This is a genomic window from Streptomyces sp. CA-135486 (assembly GCF_050936555.1).
Taxonomy (GTDB): Bacteria; Actinomycetota; Actinomycetes; order Streptomycetales; family Streptomycetaceae; genus Streptomyces.
The window spans coordinates 3023848-3043925 of sequence record NZ_JBNJMM010000001.1 but is presented as its reverse complement, the minus strand read 5'-3'; the positions used below and the strand labels follow the sequence as shown (position 1 = coordinate 3043925).

The 20078-nt window shown below is 71.2% G+C and carries 20 protein-coding genes and 1 pseudogene; 12 read left to right on the top strand and 9 right to left on the bottom strand.

What is annotated here, in order from left to right:
* Positions 1-13: 13 nt before the first annotated feature.
* Positions 14-385, bottom strand: coding sequence for a fic family toxin-antitoxin system, toxin component (locus ACQEVG_RS13765; protein ID WP_432982110.1), 372 nt, complete (start codon positions 383-385; stop codon positions 14-16).
* Entirely contained in the window at positions 382-657 is a 276-nt protein-coding gene (locus ACQEVG_RS13760) for an antitoxin (protein ID WP_432982107.1), read from the bottom strand. Before ACQEVG_RS13760 ends, ACQEVG_RS13765 begins: the two co-directional genes overlap by 4 nt.
* Before the next feature lie 182 nt (positions 658-839).
* Here ACQEVG_RS13760 and ACQEVG_RS13755 point away from each other — a divergent pair, with 182 nt between their 5' ends.
* From ACQEVG_RS13755 to ACQEVG_RS13735, 5 genes are all read left to right on the top strand, one after another.
* Positions 840-1622, top strand: coding sequence for an ABC transporter ATP-binding protein (locus tag ACQEVG_RS13755; RefSeq protein WP_432982104.1), 783 nt, complete (start codon positions 840-842; stop codon positions 1620-1622).
* Between the two features lie 7 nt (positions 1623-1629).
* The gene (locus ACQEVG_RS13750) at positions 1630-4194 is read left to right on the top strand and encodes an FtsX-like permease family protein (RefSeq protein WP_432982101.1); all 2565 of its coding nucleotides are present in this window, start codon (positions 1630-1632) and stop codon (positions 4192-4194) included.
* A 26-nt stretch (positions 4195-4220) separates the two neighbouring features.
* Positions 4221-4643, top strand: coding sequence for a GNAT family N-acetyltransferase (locus tag ACQEVG_RS13745; protein ID WP_432982098.1), 423 nt, complete (start codon positions 4221-4223; stop codon positions 4641-4643).
* Positions 4644-4841: 198 nt separating this feature from the next.
* Positions 4842-6188 carry a hemolysin family protein gene (locus ACQEVG_RS13740; protein ID WP_432982095.1) on the top strand — a complete coding sequence of 449 codons (1347 nt, stop codon included), beginning with the start codon at positions 4842-4844 and terminating at the stop codon, positions 6186-6188.
* The gene (locus ACQEVG_RS13735; protein WP_432982092.1) at positions 6185-7210 is read left to right on the top strand and encodes a hemolysin family protein; all 1026 of its coding nucleotides are present in this window, start codon (positions 6185-6187) and stop codon (positions 7208-7210) included. Before ACQEVG_RS13740 ends, ACQEVG_RS13735 begins: the two co-directional genes overlap by 4 nt.
* A gap of 17 nt (positions 7211-7227) precedes the next feature.
* Here ACQEVG_RS13735 and ACQEVG_RS13730 read toward each other — a convergent pair whose 3' ends face one another.
* The gene (locus ACQEVG_RS13730) at positions 7228-7500 is read right to left on the bottom strand and encodes a holin (RefSeq protein ID WP_432982089.1); all 273 of its coding nucleotides are present in this window, start codon (positions 7498-7500) and stop codon (positions 7228-7230) included.
* A gap of 50 nt (positions 7501-7550) precedes the next feature.
* Positions 7551-8555 carry a maleylpyruvate isomerase family mycothiol-dependent enzyme gene (locus tag ACQEVG_RS13725; protein ID WP_432982086.1) on the bottom strand — a complete coding sequence of 335 codons (1005 nt, stop codon included), beginning with the start codon at positions 8553-8555 and terminating at the stop codon, positions 7551-7553.
* 59 nt (positions 8556-8614) lie between these two features.
* Between ACQEVG_RS13725 and ACQEVG_RS13720 the strand changes: the two genes are divergently transcribed.
* The 3 genes from ACQEVG_RS13720 (at position 8615) to mug (ending at position 11488) form a co-directional block, all read left to right on the top strand.
* Positions 8615-9394: an SGNH/GDSL hydrolase family protein gene (locus ACQEVG_RS13720; protein WP_432982083.1), complete on the top strand. Its 780-nt coding sequence runs from the start codon at positions 8615-8617 to the stop codon at positions 9392-9394.
* A 109-nt stretch (positions 9395-9503) separates the two neighbouring features.
* Positions 9504-10946, top strand: a complete 1443-nt coding sequence (purB, locus tag ACQEVG_RS13715) for an adenylosuccinate lyase (RefSeq protein WP_432982080.1) — start codon at positions 9504-9506, stop codon at positions 10944-10946.
* Complete coding sequence (gene mug, locus ACQEVG_RS13710; RefSeq protein ID WP_432985342.1) at positions 10943-11488, top strand: G/U mismatch-specific DNA glycosylase; 546 nt, start codon at positions 10943-10945, stop codon at positions 11486-11488. The genes purB and mug overlap by 4 nt, the downstream gene beginning before the upstream one ends.
* A gap of 20 nt (positions 11489-11508) precedes the next feature.
* Here the strand turns inward: mug and ACQEVG_RS13705 are convergent, their stop codons facing one another.
* A complete protein-coding gene (locus ACQEVG_RS13705; RefSeq protein ID WP_432982077.1) occupies positions 11509-12690 on the bottom strand; it encodes an FAD-dependent oxidoreductase in 1182 nt (393 codons plus the stop codon).
* 74 nt (positions 12691-12764) lie between these two features.
* Between ACQEVG_RS13705 and ACQEVG_RS13700 the strand changes: the two genes are divergently transcribed.
* Positions 12765-13337, top strand: coding sequence for a TetR/AcrR family transcriptional regulator (locus tag ACQEVG_RS13700; RefSeq protein WP_432982074.1), 573 nt, complete (start codon positions 12765-12767; stop codon positions 13335-13337).
* Between the two features lie 209 nt (positions 13338-13546).
* Here the strand turns inward: ACQEVG_RS13700 and ACQEVG_RS13695 are convergent, their stop codons facing one another.
* Genes ACQEVG_RS13695 through ACQEVG_RS13685 form a run of 3 tightly spaced genes read right to left on the bottom strand, consistent with a single transcriptional unit; the run spans position 13547 to position 15690 of the window.
* Positions 13547-13969, bottom strand: coding sequence for a hypothetical protein (locus ACQEVG_RS13695; RefSeq protein WP_432982071.1), 423 nt, complete (start codon positions 13967-13969; stop codon positions 13547-13549).
* 41 nt (positions 13970-14010) lie between these two features.
* Positions 14011-14754 (bottom strand): ABC transporter permease, encoded by a 744-nt coding sequence (locus ACQEVG_RS13690; protein WP_432982068.1) that lies wholly within the window; start codon positions 14752-14754, stop codon positions 14011-14013.
* A gap of 3 nt (positions 14755-14757) precedes the next feature.
* Positions 14758-15690: an ABC transporter ATP-binding protein gene (locus ACQEVG_RS13685; RefSeq protein WP_432982065.1), complete on the bottom strand. Its 933-nt coding sequence runs from the start codon at positions 15688-15690 to the stop codon at positions 14758-14760.
* A 108-nt stretch (positions 15691-15798) separates the two neighbouring features.
* Here ACQEVG_RS13685 and ACQEVG_RS13680 point away from each other — a divergent pair.
* The 3 genes and pseudogenes from ACQEVG_RS13680 to ACQEVG_RS13670 all read left to right on the top strand — a co-directional run bounded on the left by ACQEVG_RS13680 (position 15799) and on the right by ACQEVG_RS13670 (position 18881).
* Positions 15799-16970 (top strand): annotated as a pseudogene (locus ACQEVG_RS13680) (sensor histidine kinase).
* Between the two features lie 4 nt (positions 16971-16974).
* On the top strand, positions 16975-17625 hold the full coding sequence (locus ACQEVG_RS13675) for a response regulator transcription factor (RefSeq protein WP_432982062.1): 651 nt from the start codon (positions 16975-16977) through the stop codon (positions 17623-17625).
* Between the two features lie 101 nt (positions 17626-17726).
* Complete coding sequence (locus ACQEVG_RS13670) at positions 17727-18881, top strand: ROK family transcriptional regulator (RefSeq protein ID WP_432982059.1); 1155 nt, start codon at positions 17727-17729, stop codon at positions 18879-18881.
* A 41-nt stretch (positions 18882-18922) separates the two neighbouring features.
* Here ACQEVG_RS13670 and ACQEVG_RS13665 read toward each other — a convergent pair whose 3' ends face one another.
* On the bottom strand, positions 18923-19693 hold the full coding sequence (locus tag ACQEVG_RS13665) for a GntR family transcriptional regulator (protein ID WP_432982056.1): 771 nt from the start codon (positions 19691-19693) through the stop codon (positions 18923-18925).
* Between the last annotated feature and the right edge of the window lie 385 nt (positions 19694-20078).

Below are 20078 nucleotides of genomic sequence, written 5' to 3'. Positions count from 1 at the left end.
CGTACAACAGGAATCACTCGCTCCACTGCCGCAGCTCCGCGGCGATGGTCCGCACGTCCGCCTTGCCCTCCTTGACCAGCCGGGCGAGGTCCCGTACCTGCACGGGCGAGGTGACGACCTTCAGTCCGCTGGCGACCAGGTAGCCGTACGCGACAGCGGAAGCGAACATCGCGTTCGAGTGCTCGAGCGCGGGCACATGGAGCAGCAGCTGAAGCAGGGAGGCGGCCCGAGCGTGCGGGTCGCTGTAGACGGGGATGCCGAATATCTCGGCGTCATGACGGCTGACGGCGGCGACGAGCGCGCCCCAGTCGGTGACCTGCGGATCGCCGGGGGTCTTGTGCTCGGCGACCATGAGCAGCCAGGCGAGGTCGATCTGAAGACTCAACGGGTGCCTTCGCGTCCGCCGACCGTATGCGCGCCGCCGCCGCCCGTGCCCTCGTCCGTGCCGAGCTCGCCGAACTCCTCGGCGAACACGGACTCGTACTGCTTCATGAAGTCCGACGCCGCCTCGACGAAGGTGCGTCCCACCTCGCCCGCGTCCTGCTTGACGAGCTCCTCGATGTAGCGGTTCACGCTCATCCCGCGCTGCATGGCCCGCTGGCGCGCGGCCTCCGCGGTTGTCTCGTCCACTCTCACGTTCAGCTGAGTCTTGGCCACATTTCAAGCTAGCGCGTCGGTGCTAGCATCGGCAAGAGGACCCGGAGCGTGCCCGCCAACCATCCCGTGCCCCTTACATCAACCGTGAGGACCGGACCTACGAGGGATACCGACGTGCGCGAGCCCGATCTACCCTCGCATCCTGTACGGGAGAGGGAGCGGCCACGACCCGGGAGGCGGCCTTGTCCACACCTGCCACAGCACCCACCCACGACCAGTCGGCGGACGCGCCCCTCGCCGCCCGGGCACGGGGCCTGACCAAGGCGTACGGCAGCGGGGAGACGATCGTGCGCGCCCTGGACGCCGTCGACGTCGACATCGCGCGCGGCCGGTTCACCGCGGTCATGGGTCCCTCCGGGTCCGGCAAGTCGACCCTGATGCACTGCCTCGCCGGTCTCGACACCGTCTCCGCCGGTCAGGTCTGGCTCGGCGACACGGAGATCACCTCTCTGAAGGAGCGCGAGCTCACCCGGCTGCGCCGGGACCGGATCGGCTTTATGTTCCAGGCGTTCAATCTGCTGCCCACCCTGACCGCCGCCGAGAACATCACGCTCCCCATGGACATCGCCGGGCGCAAGCCGGACCGCGAGTGGGTGGAGCAGGTCATCGACACGCTAGGGCTGCGCGACCGGCTGGGGCACCGGCCCGCCCAGCTCTCCGGCGGGCAGCAGCAGCGCGTCGCCTGCGCCCGCGCGCTGGCCTCCCGTCCCGAGCTGATCTTCGCGGACGAGCCGACCGGAAATCTCGACTCGCGCGCGGGCGCCGAGGTGCTCGCCTTCCTGCGCGAAGCCGTCGACCGGCTGGCGCAGACGGTGGTCATGGTGACCCACGACCCGGGCGCGGCCGCCCACTCCGATCTGGTGCTCTTCCTCGCGGACGGACGCATCGTCGATGTCATGCAGGAACCGACGGCAGAGGCGGTGCTGGAACGCATGAAGCGCTTCGACGCCCTGCGAAAGAGCTGAGGCCACGGTGCTCAGAGCGACACTGCGGAGCTTCTTCGCGCACAAGGGCAGGCTTCTGCTGTCGGCACTGGCTGTCCTGCTGTCGGTCGCCTTCGTCAGCGGCAGTCTGATCTTCTCGGACACCGTTTCCCGTACCTTCGACCGGCTCTTCGCCTCCACATCGGCGGATGTGACCGTCGCGCCCAAGGAGGGCCTCGACGAGCGCCTGCCGACGGGAGTGGTACGGACCGTCCCGGCCTCACTCGCCGGCCGGATCGGCCCGGTCGACGGCGTCAAGGCCACCCATGTCGACGCGGCCGTGGAGAACATCACCGTCGTCGACGCGGCCAACAAGGCGGTCGGGCCGACGACCGGCGCACCCACCATCGCCACCAACTGGTATGTCACCGAACGCAGTCCGGTGAAGCTGACCAGCGGGCACGCGCCGCACGGCCCCGGCGAGGCGCTGCTCGACAAGGACACGGCCGACAAGAAGAAGCTGCACATCGGGGACACGCTGACCGTTCTCGCGCAGCCCGGCTCCTTCAAGGTCGAGATCGTCGGCATCGCCACCTTCACCACCACCAACCCCGGCGCCGCGCTGGTCTTCCTGGACACTCCGACCGCTCAGACCAAGCTGCTGGGCCGGGCGGGGGTTGCCACCTCGATCTCGGTGGACGCCGCGGACGGGGTCACCGACGCGACGCTCAAGCAGCGGATCGCGGCCGAGCTGGGTGATGCGTACGAACTCAAGACCGCGGGCGAACAGGCCAAGTCGGCGGCCGCCCAGCTGGGCGGGTTCCTCGATGTCATCAAGTGGGTGATGCTCGGCTTCGCGGGCGTCGCGGTCCTGGTCGGCATCTTCCTGATCGTCAACACCTTCTCGATGCTGATCGCCCAGCGCACCCGCGAGCTGGGACTGCTGCGGGCGCTCGGCGCGGACCGCCGCCAGGTGCGGCGCTCGGTGCTCACCGAGGCACTGCTGCTGGGTTTTGTCGGCTCGACGCTCGGACTGGCCGCGGGAATCGGGCTTGCGGCCGGACTGATCGAGCTGATGGGTCTCCTCGGCATGAATCTCAGCGCCGCCGAGATGGTGGTGAAGGTCGCGACCCCGGTGTCCGCGTATGCGGTGGGGCTCGGTGTCACGTTCGTGGCCGCCTATCTGCCGGCCCGGCGGGCGGCCAAGGTCTCCCCCATGGCCGCGCTCGCCGATGCCGAAGTCGCGGGCGTGGGGCGGCCGTTGACGGTTCGGGCGATCGCCGGGTCCGTGATCGCGGCGGCGGGCGCGGGCGCCCTCGCCGGCTGCGCGGTGAGCGAGAAGACCGCGACCGCCGGCTCGCTGCTGGGTCTCGGCGTGGTGCTGACGCTGATCGCGACGGTGGTGGCGGGGCCGCTGCTGGTGCGGCCGGTGATCCGGGTGCTGGGCGGGGCGTTCCCCAAACTGTTCGGCTCGGTCGGCCGGATGAGCCAGCGCAACGCGCTGCGCAATCCGCGGCGCACCGGCGCCACCGCGGCCGCGCTGATGGTGGGCCTGGCGCTGGTCGGCGGGCTCTCGATCGCCAGCGCCTCGATGACCAAGTCCTTCGACCACCAGATCGACAAGACGCTGGGCGCCGACTTCGTCGTACAGAACAGCAACTTCCAGCCCTTCCCGCAGGAGATCACCGAGAAGGTGAAGGACGTCGCCAGCGCGGGCACCGTCGTACGGCAGCGCTTCGCGCCGCTCGCGCTGAATCTGCCCGACGGGAAGCGGGTGGAGTCGACCGCCGCCGGCTATGACCCGCAACTGGACGAGGCCGCGCACATCACCTACGCGAGCGGGAACACCGCGGCCGCGCTGGCGCCCGGCAGCATCGCGATGGACCGCGGATACGCCGAGGAGCACAAGGTGCGCGTCGGGTCGGTCCTGCCTGCCGAGTTCGCGGGCGGAGGCAGGGCCCGGCTGACGGTCGCAGCGCTCACGGACATGGACCAGAGTGGCGGGCCGGGGATGGAGGGCGGCCTGTTCATGGGGCTCGGCACGGTGGAGAAGTATCTGCCGGGCGGGCAGGACGCGGCGCTGTACGTCAACGCCGCGGGCGGCAGTGACGCCAAGGAGCTGCGCAAGGACCTGGAGAGGGCACTGGACCCCTATCCGCAGGTACAGGTGCGGGACCAGGCCGACTACAAGGAGCTGATCCGCCAGCAGATCTCCGTGATGCTCTATCTGGTGTACGCGCTGCTGGGCCTGGCCATCGTGATCGCCGTCCTGGGGGTGGTCAACACCCTTGCCCTGTCGGTCGTGGAGCGGACCCGGGAGATCGGTCTGCTGCGGGCGATCGGTCTCTCCCGGGTTCAGCTGCGGCGCATGATCCGGCTGGAATCCGTCGTGATCGCGGTCTTCGGTGCGCTGCTGGGTCTGGCCCTGGGCATGGTGTGGGGTGTGGCGGTGCAGCAGGTGCTTGCGCTGGAGGGGCTGACGGCGTTCGCCATTCCGTGGGGGACGGTGATCGCGGTCGTGGTGGGCTCGGTCGTCGTGGGCCTTGCGGCCGCGGTGCTCCCGGCACTGCGCGCCTCGCGGATGAATGTGCTGGCGGCCATCGCGCACGAGTAGCCGCGCGCCCGAATAGGCTTCGGGCCATGATCGACCTGCAGATACGCACCGCCGTGGCCGAGGAGGCCGAGACCGTTCTCCGCTTCTGGAAGGAGGCGGCTGAGGGCACGAGCATCACGGACGACGTGGCCGGGGTCAGGAGCCTCATCGAGCGCGATCCCGAGGCGCTGATCCTGGCCGAGTCCCAGGACCGGGTGGTGGGCTCGGTGATCGCCGGATACGACGGGTGGCGCTGCTCGCTCTACCGGCTCGCCGTCCTGCCGTCGCATCGACGGCAGGGTATTTCGACGGCACTGCTCCAGGCCGCCGAGAAGCGCTTCATGGCGGTGGGCGGCAGGCGCGGAGACGCGATGGTGCTGGAGGTCAATGAGCAGGCCCAGCGGGCGTGGGCCTCGGCCGGGTACCACCGCGAGGACCACTGGCGGCGCTGGGTGAAGCCGTTCACCTAAGAGGCGCCTTTGCCTGTCCTTTACCATGGGTGGACAGTTCGGCCCCCCCTGCTCTTCGCCGCCAGGTGTCCGAGGGTTGTCCCCGGGAAGACACAGTCCCTATGAAAGGTGTGAGCGTCCGCCCATGGGCGAGCCTCCCAGTAGCAGACATCGAGCGTTCCTCCTGCCCCTGCCCGATCATGGGACGGAGGTGAACCGATGACCGAAGTGCTCCTCCTCTGTGTGGCAGTGCTGCTCGCGCTCGCCTGCGGCGGCTTCGTCGCGGCGGAGTTCTCCCTCACGACCGTCGAGCGCGGCCAACTCGAGCGGGCCGCCGAGCGCGGCGAGCGCGGGGCGGCCAGCGCCCTCAAGGCCGTGCGCAGTCTCACCTTCCAGCTCTCCGGCGCCCAGCTCGGCATCACCGTCACCAACCTGGTCGTCGGCATGCTCTCCGAGCCGTCCATCGCCAAGCTGATCCGCGGCCCCCTGCAGGCGCTCGGCGTCTCGCCTTCGGTGGCGTCGTCAGCCGCCCTGGTCATCGGCACCGCGCTGTCCACGATCGTGCTGATGGTCGTCGGCGAGCTGGTCCCGAAGAACTGGGCCATCTCGTCCCCGCTCGCCGTGGCCAAGGTGGTGGCCCCACCGCAGCGGGTCTTCACCGCCGCCTTCAAGCCCTTCATCAGCCACCTCAACAACACGGCCAACCGCATTCTGCGGCGGCTCGGCATGGAACCGACCGAGGAGCTCGCCTCCGCCCGCAGCCCGAAGGAACTGGTCGCCCTGGCCCGCCACTCCGCCAAGGAGGGCGCGCTGGAAGCGGACACCGCCGAGCTGTTCGTACGCACCCTCAAACTGGCCGAGCTGACCGCCGAGAACGTGATGACCCCCAGGGTCCAGGTCACGGCCCTCGACGTGCAGGCCACCGCCGAGGACGTCGCCAATGCCACCCGCGCGACCGGCCTGTCCCGCTTCCCCGTCTACCGGAGCAGCCTGGACACCGTCATCGGCATAGCGCACATCAAGGACGTCCTCGCGATCCCGGCCGAACGCCGTAGGCGTCACCCGGTCTCCGAGCTGCTGCGCGAGCCACTGCTCGTACCGGCGCCACTGACCGTGGACCGTCTCCTCGACCGGCTCTCCGGGAAGAACACGATGGCCATCGTCGTCGACGAGTACGGCGGTACGGCCGGTCTCGTGACGCTGGAGGACATCGTGGAGGAGGTCGTCGGCGAGGTGCGCGACGAGCACGATCCGCACGAGACGCCGGACCTGGCTCCGGCGGGCGAGGACGCCGACGGGCGCACTCTCTGGTCGGCGGACGGCGCGGCCCGGACCGACCAGCTGGAGCGCATCGGACTCCGGGTGCCGGAAGGACCGTACGAGACACTCGCCGGCCTGCTCGCCACCGAGCTCGGGCGGATCCCCGCCGAGGGCGACCGGATCGAACTCGCGGGCTGGCGGCTCGATGTCGTGGACGCCTCCGGGCGGCGTGCGGCGCGGGTGCTGCTGCATGCGCCCCCGCCGTCCGACGACGACACCGACGACACAAAGAAGGCCGGACGATGACCGCGATCCAACTCCTCATCGGCCTCCTTACGCTGGTGGTCAACGCCTTCTTCGTCGGCGCGGAGTTCGCCCTGATCTCTGTACGCCGCAGCCAGATCGAGCCGGAGGCGGAGGCCGGGAACCGGCAGGCGCGCAGCGTCCTGTGGGGCCTGGAGAATGTCTCCGCGCTGCTGGCGGCCGCGCAGCTCGGCATCACGCTGTGCACCCTGGTGCTGGGCATCGTCGCCGAGCCCGCCATCGCGCATCTGCTGGAGCCGGTGTTCAACGCCGTAGGCGTGCCGCACGGCCTGATCCACCCGATCTCGTTCGTGATCGCGCTGGCCGTGGCGACGTATCTGCACATGCTGCTCGGCGAGATGGTCCCGAAGAACATCGCGCTGGCCGAACCCACGCGCACCGCGCTGATGCTGGGCCCGCCGCTGGTCGCGCTGGCTCGGGGGCTGCGGCCGGTGATCTTCACGGTCAACGCCCTCGCCAACGGCCTGCTGAAGCTGCTGCGGGTGGAGGCGAAGGGCGAAGTGGAGGCGACGTTCTCGGACGACGAGCTGGCCCGGATGGTGCGCGACGCGGACAACGCGGGGCTGCTCGACGGCCGGTCCGCCGAGCGGCTGCGCGACGCCCTGGAGCTGGGCCGCCGGCCGGTGCGGGATGTGGTGATGCCGGTCGAGCGCGTGGTGTACGCGCGCACCGAAACGACGCCCGCGCAGCTGGAGCTGCTGGCTGCCGAGTCCGGGTTCTCCCGCTTCCCGGTGGTGGACTCGGGCCGCCGGATCCTCGGGTATCTGCATGTGAAGGACGCGCTGGACGCCACCGGGCGGGATATGCCGTTCCCGGTCACGGCGTTGCGCCCGATCGCACGGGTGCGGGCGGAGACACCGCTCGACGATGTGCTCACGGCGATGCGGCGCAGCCGTACGCACCTCGCGGCGGTGCTGGACGAGGACGGCACACCGGTCGGCCTTGTGACGATGGAGGACGTGCTGCGCGAACTGGTGGGCATGCCCGGTCGGGAGGCTCGCTGACGGGACGGCGGGCCCGGCTAGCTCGTCGGCCGGCCCGGCCGGCTCACCGTGCTTGCGCCGGCGGACCGTTCCGTGGTCTCGGTGAGACCCGGGCCGGGCCGTCCGGATGTTGCCGTGCCGATCGCTGTGAGTACGGCGAGAAGGGCGGCCAGGCCCGCGGTGGCGAGTGCGGCCTGCCATTCGACGTCGAAGAGATTCGTCGCACCGGCTGTCAGCACGGCGACCAGGGACTGGGCGAAGGTGCGCACGGCGCGCTCCGCGGTGGCTTTCCAGAAGTCTGCGGTGAACATGTACTGGACATACTGCGGAACGCGCCGTAGCGACAGCCCCGGCGGCAGAACTAGAACGCGGTGGCCGCCAGCCAGGCGTCGAGAACGGCGCGGTCCCCGCTGATGCCGAGGCGCGCGTCGTCCGCCCGGAGGCGTCCGTACACGAGCAGCAGCAGATCGCCCGCCGTCGCCTCGACGGCCGCGGACGCCTCCCGCTCGCTCTTGGTCCAGGAGAAGCCGTCCTCGCCGAAGCCGATCGTCCAGGCGGCGCCGGTGTCCATGGCCGTCAGCCGGACCGAGCCCCGGGCGAGGGCGGCGACCGGCCCGGCGATCCAGGTGTAGTACGGCAGGTTCTCCAGGAACTCCTCGATGCCGTCGGCGGCCGTGCCCGCCGCGATACGCGGATCGAAACCGAGAGCCAGTTCGGCGTCGGCGAGATGGACGACGGCCTCGAAGAGCAGCCGCCTCGGGAAGAAGCGCACCCGCTGGTCGGCGCCGTGGGACCACATCGGGGTTTCCGGGTCGACACTGCGCAGGGTGCGCAGCGTGACCTGGGCGCTGTGGGCCAGCCACTGCGGATACGCCGCCGGGTCCCCGGGGAGTTCGAGCGGGACGTCCCGCGACCAGACGCGCTCGGCGGCCCGGGTCCGTACGAGATGTTCCATCCAGCGGTGCGTGGTGCCGTGGTGCCTGACGAGGTCGGCGAAGGTCCAGCCGGGGCAGCTCGGCACGGGCGTGGCCGGATCCACGTCCCGTACCGTCTCGACAAATCGCTTCTCCAGCTGCTCGATGACGTCGCAGTACCGCTCGTGCTGGTCGTCGTCGAGGCCGAAGCCCTCGGGAAGGCGCAGCAGATCGTCCCGCCAGGCTCCCTCGGGCCGGCGCGCGGCGGCCCGGCGCACCAGCAGGGAGAGGGTCCGTCGGTCGGCGGGCGGAAGCCGGTCGAGGAGATAACCGGTCGTCTCCAGCCATTTCACCGCGGTGTCGGGGTCGAGAACATCGTCGTCGCAGGTGTCGATCGTGGTCACCAGATCGGCCAGTGCCTCGGCCAGGGCGTTCAGCAGTGCGTCACTCACAGAGCTCCCCTCCCGGTACGGAACCGAGGGACCTTACCGCGCGGTAGGATCTCTCCGCCATGGAGATGAATGCCAGTTACACCAGTTTTGTCGCGGTCGGTGATTCCTTCACCGAAGGCATGTCCGATCTGTTGCCGGACGGTTCGTATCGCGGCTGGGCCGATCTGCTCGCGGGCCGGCTGGCCGCCCGTTCGCCGGGCTTCCGTTACGCGAATCTCGCCGTACGCGGCAAGCTCATCGGCCAGATCGTCGACGAGCAGGTGGCTGCGGCGGCCGCCATGCAGGCCGATGTGGTCACGCTGGTGGGCGGGCTCAATGACACGCTCCGGCCCACGTGCGACATGGGGCGGGTGCGCGGGCTCCTGGAGGAGGCCGTGGAGAAGCTGCGACCGTCCTGCCGGCAGCTCGTCCTGATGCGCAGCCCGGGCCGCAACGGGCCGGTGATGGAACGATTCCGCCCCCGCATGGAGGAGCTGTTCGGATTCGTCGACGAACTGGGCGCCCGGCACGACGCCCTGGTCGTCGACCTCTACGGCTCCGAGGTGCTCGCCGATCAGCGGATGTGGGACGTGGACCGGCTGCATCTGACGGCCGACGGGCACCGGCGGGTCGCCGAGGCCGTCTGGCAGAGGCTCGGCCTGGCCGCCGAGGACGACTGGCAGGCGCTGCTGCCGGCCGCGATGCGCCCGGGCTGGGCGGCGCGGCGGGTCGGCGATCTGCGGTTCGCGCGCACGCATCTGGGACCGTGGATAGGGCGCCGCCTGACGGGCCGCTCGTCGGGCGACGGCCGGCCGGCCAAGCGGCCCGAACTGCTCCCGTACGAGCCGCCGGCGGTCTAGGGACGGCACCGGCTCCGGGGGTCCGGCCCCGTGCATCGCCGCTCTCGTAGCAACGTACAACCCGGACCGCGGCGCTGGCCTGCAGAAACCGCCAGTAGAATCTCGATACGTGACTGCCGTTCCTGCGAAGCCTCGCATCCCCAATGTCCTGGCCGGCCGCTACGCCTCCGCGGAGCTCGCCGTCCTCTGGTCCCCCGAGCAGAAGGTGAAGCTGGAGCGTCAGCTCTGGCTCGCGGTGCTGCGCGCTCAGAAGGACCTCGGCATCGAGGTGCCCGAGGCCGCGATCGCCGACTACGAGCGGGTGCTCGACCAGGTCGACCTCGCCTCCATCGCCGAGCGTGAGAAGGTCACCCGCCACGATGTGAAGGCGCGGATCGAGGAGTTCAACGCGCTCGCGGGCCATGAGCAGGTCCACAAGGGCATGACATCCCGCGATCTGACCGAGAACGTCGAGCAGCTGCAGATCCGGCGCTCGCTGGAGCTGATGCGGGACCGCACGGTCGCGGTGCTCGCCCGGCTGGGCAAGCTCTCGGGTGAGTACGCCGAGCTGGTCATGGCCGGCCGCTCGCACAACGTCGCCGCGCAGGCCACCACGCTGGGCAAGCGTTTCGCGACCGCGGCCGACGAGCTGCTGGTGGCGTACGGACGGCTCGAGGACCTGCTGGGCCGCTACCCGCTGCGCGGCATCAAGGGCCCGGTCGGCACCGCGCAGGACATGCTCGACCTGCTGGGCGGTGACACGTCGAAGCTCGCCGAGCTGGAGCAGCGCATCGCCGGGCACCTGGGCTTTGCGAACGCCTTCACCTCGGTCGGCCAGGTCTACCCCCGCTCCCTCGACTACGACGTGGTCTCGGCGCTGGTGCAGCTGGCCGCGGCGCCGTCCTCCCTCGCCAAGACGATCCGGCTGATGGCCGGGCACGAGCTGGTCACCGAGGGCTTCAAGCCGGGCCAGGTCGGCTCCTCCGCGATGCCGCACAAGATGAACACCCGCTCCTGCGAGCGCGTCAACGGCCTGATGGTCATCCTGCGCGGCTACGCGTCGATGACGGGCGAGCTGGCGGGCGACCAGTGGAACGAGGGCGACGTCTCCTGCTCGGTGGTGCGCCGCGTTGCGCTGCCGGACGCGTTCTTCGCGTTCGACGGCCTGCTGGAGACCTTCCTCACGGTGCTCGACGAGTTCGGCGCGTTCCCCGCTGTCGTCGCCCGTGAGCTGGACCGGTACCTCCCCTTCCTCGCCACGACCAAGGTGCTGATGGGCGCCGTACGGGCCGGGGTCGGCCGCGAACTCGCGCACGAGGCCATCAAGGAGAACGCGGTGGCCGCGGCGCTTGCGATGCGTGAGCAGGGTGCCGAGCGCAATGAGCTGCTCGACAAGCTCGCCGCGGACGAGCGGATTCCGCTGGACCGTGCGCAGTTGGACGCGCTGATGGCCGACAAGCTGTCCTTCACGGGCGCGGCGGGCGACCAGGTCGCGTCGGTCGTCTCGCGCGTCGAGGAGATCGCCAAACAGCAACCGGAGGCCGCGGGCTACACCCCGGGGTCGATCCTCTGACCCCCGAAGAGCTCGAGGCCGCCCGCGACCGCATCGTTCCGGATGTGGTCGCGGGCGGTCTTTCCGTGCTCTTCTGCGGCATCAACCCCGGTCTGATGACGGCGGCGACGGGCCATCACTTCGCCCGCCCCGGCAACCGGTTCTGGCCGGTCCTGCATCTGTCGGGCTTCACACCGCGTCAGTTCAAGCCCGCGGAGCAGCAGAAGCTGCTGGGCCTGCGGCTGGGCATCACCAATGTGGTGGCGCGGGCGACGGCGCGCGCCGATGAGCTGAGCGACGAGGAGTTCCGCGAGGGCGGACGGCTGCTGACGGCGAAGGTGGAGCGGCTGCACCCGCGGTGGCTGGCGGTCGTGGGCATCACCGCGTACCGCACGGCCTTCGGCGAGAAGAAGGCGAAGATCGGGCCGCAGCAGCGCACGGTCGGGGATTCGCGGATCTGGGCGCTGCCCAATCCCAGCGGGCTCAATGCGCACTGGACCGCACAGACGATGGCGGAGGAGTTCGCCCGGCTGCGCGCCGCGGCGCGGGACGACGCCTTCTGACCTCCCCGCGCCTGGCCCTGCTACCCGGGGAGGCGGAAGCCGTTGAACAGGTCGTCCATGCCGCGCAGGGCCAGGCGGGCAGGGGTGGCACGGACCGCGAGGTCGCGGGCCGCCACCGCGAGCGGGTTACGGAGGGCGCCCAGGCGGCCGACCCGGCGGGCGCGGGCGCGCACGGCGTCGGTGCGGTCGCGGCGGGCGGCGGTGTATGCGGCGAGGGCGGCCGGGGTGGAGTCTGAGCTGTCACCGCTGTCACCGGCGGGCAGCAGGTGGGCGAGGACCACCGCGTCCTCGATGGCTTGGCAGCCGCCCTGGCCGAGGTTGGGGGCCATGGCGTGGGCGGCGTCGCCGAGCCAGGCGATCCGGCCGTGGTGCATGCGTGGGAGCGGGGCGGCCAGATCGTAGAGGTCGTTCCGGAGGACGTCGGCGGGGTCGAGGCGGCCGACGCGGTCCAGCAGGGCCGGAATCGGGTCGTGCCACGAGCCGAAGCGATGGCGGAGTTCGGCGCGGTGGTCGGCCGACCGGGTGCCGGCCGGGACGACCGCGGTGGCGTAGAGGTACAACCGGCCGTCGGAGAGCGGGGCCACGCCGAACCGCTCCCCCCGTCCCCAGGTCTCGCTCATGGCTGGTATCCGGAGGTCCGGGGCGTCCACGATGGTCCGCCAGGCGGTCTCGCCGATGTAGCGCAGGCCGGGGTGGGCGGGGAAGTACGCGCGGCGCAGCGGGCTGTGGATGCCGTCGGCGGCGACGACCAGATCGGCGGGAAGGTCCGGGCCGACTGCCGTACGGATGGTCGGGCGGCCCGCGGCGTCGTCGACGGCGGTCACGGCGGTGCCGTAGCGGAGGGCCTCCGGCGGCAGGGCGGCGGCCAGAACGGCGGCCAGGGCCGGGCGGGGGACGGCGATCGGGGGCATGCCGTAGCGGGCTGCCATGTCGGCGGTGTCGGTCCGGGTGAGCCACTGGCCGTCGGAGCGGCGGAGGCCCATCGTTGTGGGTACGGCGCTGCCGGCGGCGTGGGCGGCGTCGATGTCGACGGTGTCGAGCGCGCGCAGGGCGTTGGGGGCGAGGCCGATGCCGGCGCCGGTGGTGGGGGGTTCGGGGGCGCGTTCGCAGACGGTGACGTGCCAGCCGCGGCGGTGCAGTGCGATGGCGGCCGTGAGGCCGCCTATTCCGGCCCCGACCACCACCGCGTGACGTTTCGGCATGGAACACCTCTCCGTTCGGTTCAGGCATCCTCTACAGGTGTAGAGCCCTCACTCTACAACTGTAGAGTGAGGGCATGTCCAGCCCCGACCGCCGCACCCTCATCGCGGACACCGCGATCGCCACCGTGGCCGCGGCCGGCCTGCGGGGGCTTACGCACCGCGCGATCGACACCGCGGCGGGGCTGCCCGCGGGCAGTACGTCGTACTACTTCCGCACGCGTACGGCGCTGATTGGCGCATGCTATGCGCGCATCGCGGAACTGGACCTGGACGACATCGAGTTGAGGCAGCCGGTCTCGCGGAAGGAGGCCGCAGCCTCGCTCGGGGCGCTGCTGCACCGCTGGCTGACCACGGGCCGCGAGCGCCAACTCGCCCGCTACGAGCTCAGCCTTGAGGCTGCGCGCACACCGGAGTTGGAGTCGGCCCTCCATCGGGCGGGCCTGGCGGCCCGCGCCCGCGCGGCCGCCATTCTCACGGCGCTGGGCGCCGCCCGGCCCCGGGAGGCCGCCGAGCTGCTGGTCGCCTGGACCGAAGGCCTGCTCTTCGACCGCCTCGCCGGCGGGATGGCCCGCACCCGGCCCGCGCCCGACCTGGCGGAACTCACGGCGGTCGCCCGCCGGATGCTTGACGCTGCCCTGGCCGGCTAGGAGTTGCCGTCAAAGTGCACGCCCATATGAGGAGCGATGCGAGGGTGACGGCTGCTTGGCAGGACCGGGCGGCCTTGTCGTACCTGGTGGCGATGCCTCGCCACTGCTTGAGGGGTTGAAGCACCGTTCCACGACGTTGCGGCGCTTGTAGACCTGCTTGCCCAAGGCCGGCGGGCGACGCCGAGGCTGCCCATTTTGACGACAGCTGGCTAGGGCGGGTCTGCGTCGGTGACCACGGCCAGCAGCTGATGCCCGGACAGCCCGACCGCTATCCAGCGGCCCTCGATCCGCCACAGGTGCAGCCAGTCCAGCACCACCCCGAGCCGCCGCCACGGCTCCGGCACCTCCTCGTCGTCCGCCTCGGTTCGCAGCTGTGCACTGGCGAGACTGAAGAGGTCCGGCTCACCCCAGCGCTCCGTGAGCGCATCCAGCAGAGCCTCGTGCTCGGCTCCCCGCTGCTCCGCCGCGGCGTCCGCGTCCCCGTCACGGTCGGCGACCTCGCCGCACTGTCCGTTCAGCACCGCTATGTGAAAGCCGGGGCCTTCAGTGCCGACGTCCGACGGGCCGGGCTCCGCGGGGAACCCCCGGGAACGCAGCAAATCGATCGTGTCGAGGTGCCGTGCCGTGGTCATGCACCCCAGTAAACCCGCCCCCACTGACATTTGGCTGCCCGTCAGGCATCCCGGCGGCGTACGGCCCACCATCCGGCCAGCAGCGCCGCCGCGGCCCAGACGGCGGTCACGGCGAGCCCGGCCCATGGGCCGAGCGCCCCCTCGGGGTGCTGGCGCAGGACCAGTTGCCCGGCACGGTCCGGCAAGTAGTCGGCGACGCCGCCGGCTACGTCACCCACGACGAACGAGACGATCAGGATGAACGGGATGAGCACGCTCAGCACGGCCACTCCGCTGCGCAGCACAGCGGCCAGGCCCGCGGCGAACAACGCCATGAGGGCGAGATAGACGCCGCTGCCGACGGTGGCGCGCAACGCACCTGGATCCCCGAGCCCGATGGCGTACTCACCCATGAACGCCTGTCCCGACAGGAAGGTCACCATGGTGGTCACCAGTCCCACGGCGAGCGCGAGCGCGCCCACGACCGCCATCTTGGCGGCGTAGAAGAGTCGCCTGTTCGGCACTGCGGCAAGCGAGATCCGCACGGCGCCATGCAGATACTCCGAGGAGACGGCCGTCGCGCCGAAGCTGATCGCCGCGATCTGGCCGAACATCAGCGCGTAGAAGGCGAAGTGCACCGGATCGAAAGCGGCACCGTCGAGCTTCGCCTGTCCCTGACCGATGGTGGCGTCGACCAGGACGGTGATGCCGACGGTGGCGACGAAGACCGCGATCAGCGAACCGGCGCCGGCCCGCAACGACTTGATCTTGATCCATTCGGAGTTCAGCACTGCGGTGACGGACATGGGTCAGGCCTCCTGGGAAATCGTCCGCGCGCCGGCCGCGAACTCCGTCTGTCCGGCCGTGAGATCGAGATAGGCCTGCTCCAAGGAGGCCTGTTCATCGGCGAGTTCGAGGATCGGAATGCCCTCACGGGCGGCGAGCTCGCCGATGTCCGCGGCCTTCGCTCCGTCGACGGTCCAGCGGCCGTCGTCGCCCCGCCGCGCCGTGTGGCCTGCGCGGCCGAGGACGGCCACCAGCCGGCCGGGGTCGGTGCTGCGCAGCCGGACGCGGGGCCTGCTGCGAGCATCGAGGAAGTCCCGCAGCGGGGTGTCGGCCAGGAGTCGGCCGCGCCCGAGGACCACCAGATGGTCCGCGAAGGAGGCGGTCTCGTTCATCAGATGACTGGAGACGAGGACCGCCCTGCCCTCCCGCGCAAGACCGCGCATCAATTCCCTGATCCAGATGATCCCTTCGGGGTCCAGGCCGTTCGAGGGTTCGTCGAGGATCAGCACCGCGGGGTCTCCGAGCAGGGCCGCCGCTATCCCGAGGCGCTGGCGCATGCCGAGCGAGAACGTCTTGATCCGCCGGCCGGCGACCTCCGCGATGCCCGCCTGCTCCAGGACCTCCTCCACGCGTCGCGCCGGGATGCGGTTGCTCACGGCGAGGGCGAGCAGGTGGTTGCGCGCGGTCCGCGACCCGTGCGCGGCCTGGGCGTCGAGCAGCGCGCCGACCCGGCGCAGCGGCTCGTCGAAGTCGGTGTAGCGGTGCCCGCCGATCGCGGCGGTGCCGGCGGTGGGCCGGTCCAGGCCGAGGACCAGGCGCATGGTGGTGGACTTGCCCGCGCCGTTGGGGCCGAGGAAGCCGGTCACCTGCCCGGGCCGCACGTTGAACGTGAGGCGCTCCACGGCACGCACCGTGCCGTAGTCCTTGGTGAGCTCTTGGACGTCGATGCTGGTCATGGGCTCAACCTTCGCGGTCGCACCGGCTTCGGGGCCTCCCCCGGCCGTGGGTACCGGCTCCCCCGCGCGGGGGAGCCGTGACGATCACCGCGCTGGCACGATGGGCGGATGCCCCCTCTCGTCCGCCGACTGGCCCGGTCGGTCACGTACACCCGCTGGCTGCATCTCTGCATCCCCATCGCGTTCGTGGCCATCTGGCTGTTCATCGACATGGCGCGGTTCTATGTGCCGGCCCTGCTGGCGGTTCCGATCGGGCTGATTCCCGCGGTGCGGCTCGAGGAGGGTGCGCAGGCACAGCTGCTGCTGACGCCGCACGAGCGGGGTCGACCGGACCCGACCATCGCGGTCGCGCCGGCAGCCACATGGCGCGACCGCTGGCGGACCGTGCTGTGGATCGAGGCGCGGCTGCTGCTGTCGGGCGTGGCCACGCTGGCGAGTGTGTGGCTGCCCATCCTCACCGTGGACCTGATCGCACGGGCGGCCGGACGCAGTCCCAGCAATGTCGCGCCGCTGAATCGTGGGAGCCGCACTGGTGGTACGGACCGCTCGCGGTGGTGCCGATCGCCGTGCTGCTCATCTGCTGCGTGGTCCTCGGTGACTTCGTCACCTTCCTTGCCCGCGCGCTGCTCGGCCCGTCGAACCAGGAGCGGCTCTCCGCGCTGGAGGAGCGCACCGAGCAGCTGCTCGAGCGCAATCGCATCGCGCGGGAGATCCATGACTCCATCGGGCACGCGCTGACCGTGGCCGTCGTCCAGGCGGGTGCCGCGCGGGCGGCCCGTGACCCGCAGTTCACCGACCGGGCGCTGGCCGCCATCGAGGAGACGGGCCGGGCCGCGCTGGAGGATCTGGAGCGGGTCCTGATGGTGTTGCGGGACTCGGGACAGCGGGCGGCACAGCGCCCCTCGCTCGACGAGGCGGACCGGTTGCTGGAGTCGGCGCGCGCCGCCGGTTCGGGTGTGGCGGCGGACGTGTCGGGACCCCTGGAGCTGGTGCCGGGGCCGCTCTCCCGGGAGGGCTATCGCATCCTTCAGGAGTCCCTCACCAATGTGCTGCGCCACAACGGCCCGGTGCCGGTCCGGGTGCGGATAGCCGTTTCGGAGGCGTGGCTGGACATCGAGGTCACCAATCCGCTCTCCGGCCCGGCGTCGGCCGGGGGCGCCGGAAGTGGTCTGCGCGGCATCCGCGAGCGCGCGGCGCTGCTCGGCGGGAAGGCGTACACCGGCCCGTTCGAGGGCGCCTGGCGGGTGTGGGCGAGCCTCCCGCTGGACGGCCTACGCTGATCCGATGCCGGTATCCGTTCTTCTTGTCGACGACGAACCTCTGGTGCGCGCGGGGCTGCGCGCCGTGCTGGAGGCGCAGCCCGACATCGAGGTGGTGGGCGAGGCCGCTGACGGCGCTGCGGTGGTTCCACTGGTCCGCCAACTGCGGCCCGACGTGGTCGCGATGGACGTGCGGATGCCGTTGCTCGACGGCATCGAGGCCACCCGGATCGTGCTCCGTACGGTCCCTCAGCCGCCGAAGATCCTGGTCGTGACGACCTTTGAGAACGATGAGTACGTGTACGAGGCGCTGCGCGCCGGGGCCGACGGGTTTCTGCTCAAGCGCGCCCGGCCGGCTGAGATCGTGCACGCGGTGCGGCTGGTCGCCGAGGGCGAGTCGCTTCTGTTCCCCGCCGCGGTCCGCTCCCTGGCCGCCGAGTACGGGAACCGCGCCGCCCGAGCCGCGATGGAGCGGGCCGCGCTCACCGAGCGCGAGGCGGCGGTACTGCGGCTGATGGCTCGGGGACTGTCCAACGCGGAGATCGCCGCCGAGCTGATCGTCGGCGCGGAGACGGTGAAGTCCCATGTCAGCGCGGTGCTTGCCAAGTTGGGTGCCCGCGACCGCACCCAGGCGGTCATCGCCGCCTACGAGTCCGGTTTCGTGGCCCCTGCCTGAGTCCGGCTCCGTCCGGCAGACGGTCACTGCCGTCGGTCGCCGCCGCCGGTGGCCAGCGAGTACGATCCGGCACACACGCGCTCGAGCTGGAGGGACACACCGTGGGGCTGACCGGCGGAGACCCGTCTCTGCTGCGGCGGATCAACTCCGCGGTGGTACTCCATGCACTCCGGGGCGCGGACTCCCCCACGCTCACGGATCTGACGCGAATCACCGGTCTGTCCCGGCCGACCGTCGAGGGTGTGATCGAAGGGCTCATCGAGAACGGACTGGTCGTCGAGAGCGTCCCCGAGGAGGGCGGCACGCGCCGCCAGGGACGCCCGGCCCGCCGGTTCCGATTCCGGGCCGAGGCCGGCCATCTGCTGGGTGTCGAGATCGGGCCGCACCGGGTCGCCGCGCTGTTGTCGGACCTGGACGGGCGCATCATCGGCGCCGGATCCAAGGATGTGTCGGAGACGGCCCCCGCGGACGAGCGGCTCGAGCGGGTCCGGCTGCTCGTCGCCGATGTACTGCGCCGGGCGGGTGTCGCGCGCAGCAGCCTGCGGGCCGTCGGAATCGGCTCGCCGGGGATCGTCGAGGCCGATGGAACCGTGCGGCTCGGGACCGCGCTGCCGGGCTGGACCGGGCTCGCGCTCGGCGACCGGCTGCGCAGGTCGTTCCGCTGTCCCGTGCTGGTCGAGAACGACGCCAACGCCGCCGCGGTCGCCGAGCACTGGAAGGGCGCCGCGGCCGGGTCCGACGACATCGTGTTTGTGCTGGCAGGGCTCAGCCCGGGCGCGGGTTCGCTGATCGGCGGCCGGCTGCACCGCGGCTTCGGCGGCGCGGCGGGCGAGATCGGCGCGCTGCACCTGCTGGGCCGCGAGGCAACCCCCGAGAGGCTGCTGTCGACGACGGACGAGCCGCTGCACCCGCTGGACGAGCAGGCGGTCGCGGTCGTCTTCGCCCACGCCAGGGAGGGCGACCCGCGCGCGCAGGCCGCGGTCGAGCGGTTCATCCAGCGCCTGGTGCACGATGTGGCGGCACTGGTGCTGGCGCTCGACCCGGAACTCGTGGTGATCGGCGGCTGGGCCGCGGGACTCGACGGCGTACTCGATCCGCTGCGCGACGAGCTGTCCCGGTACTGTCTGCGTCCGCCGCGCGTTGCGCTGTCGCTGCTCGGCGAGGCGGCCGTGGCCACCGGTGCGCTGCGCCTGGCACTGGACCATGTCGAGGAGCAGCTCTTCGCCGTCGAGGGGACGGTGACGGCCCGCCGCTGAGCAGGGCTCGGTGCGACGGGCCGTACGGCCAACCAGACGGCTCAGGAAGCGCGGCGCTCCTGGTCGTCGTGGCTGATCTCCAGATCGCCCGAGTCCCCGAAGGTGAGCCGGCAGGTGTCGGCACGGTAGGTGGCGACCGAGACGGCCACTGTCCTGCCCCCGGAGAAGTACCGCGTGGTGACGATCAGGACGGGCGCGCCCGGCAGCCGGTCGAGTTCCTTGGCGTCGTCGGCCCGCGCCGAGCCCAGCTCCACCGCGCGGTCCTGGCCCTCGAGCTCGAGCCGCTGGAGCTCACGCAGTACGGCGCGGGCGCGGGCGGGCCCGGACGGCGCGTCGATGGCCGACAGCTCGGGCAGGGACGAGGCCGGGATGTACAGCAGCTCGGCCGCGACCGACTGGCCGTGGTTGACGCGCAGCCTGCGGACGGAGTGCGTCTCTTCGTCGGCGTCACCGTCGGTGTCGAGCAGCCGCGCGACCGCCGTCGGCGGCACCATGGTGGTGCAGTCGACAGACTGCCAGGCGTCCTGTCCGGTGCCCGGCCAGGCCTGCTGGGTGGTGGAGACGTCGACGCCCATGCGCGGCGGGGCGACGGTCGTGCCCACGCCGCGGCGGCGCTGCAACCTGCCCTCGAGCTCGAGCTGTTCGAGCGCCTGACGGAGCGTGGCGCGAGCGACTCCGAAGCGAGCGGCCAGATCTCGCTCGTTGGGCAGGATCTCCCCCACCGCGAAGTCGGAGTCGAGCGCTTCGCCGATCACGGTCTTGAGGTGCCAGTACTTGGGCTCCGGCACCGTTTCCAGCTGCGTGGTCCCCACCCTGATCCTCCGCAATCGCCTTGTCAGCGGCGGCTATTCCGCGCCCTTGTTTATTAAAGGTTCCTGCACTAACCACTGCGACCATAGGGCGGCACCCCCCCTTGGTCAAGACCAATCCTCCGTCGGTCACACAGCGAAACCAAGCGGTTTCGCAGAGCGTTCACGAGCCGTTCGCGCCGCCGTGAAACACAGGTAGCACAAGACCCCGCGTCCTCGTGGGACACGGGGTCTGACGTGCGACGGAAGTGGCCGGATAGGGGCCCGCCCCACCTCGGCCAGCGAGGCGGGTTCGGCGGGGTTGCGCAACACCCACACGCAGTGCAGGGCGGGTGCGGCACGCGGCACACGCCCGAACGGCGCCCCCCACTTGAACTGGAAGCTACTG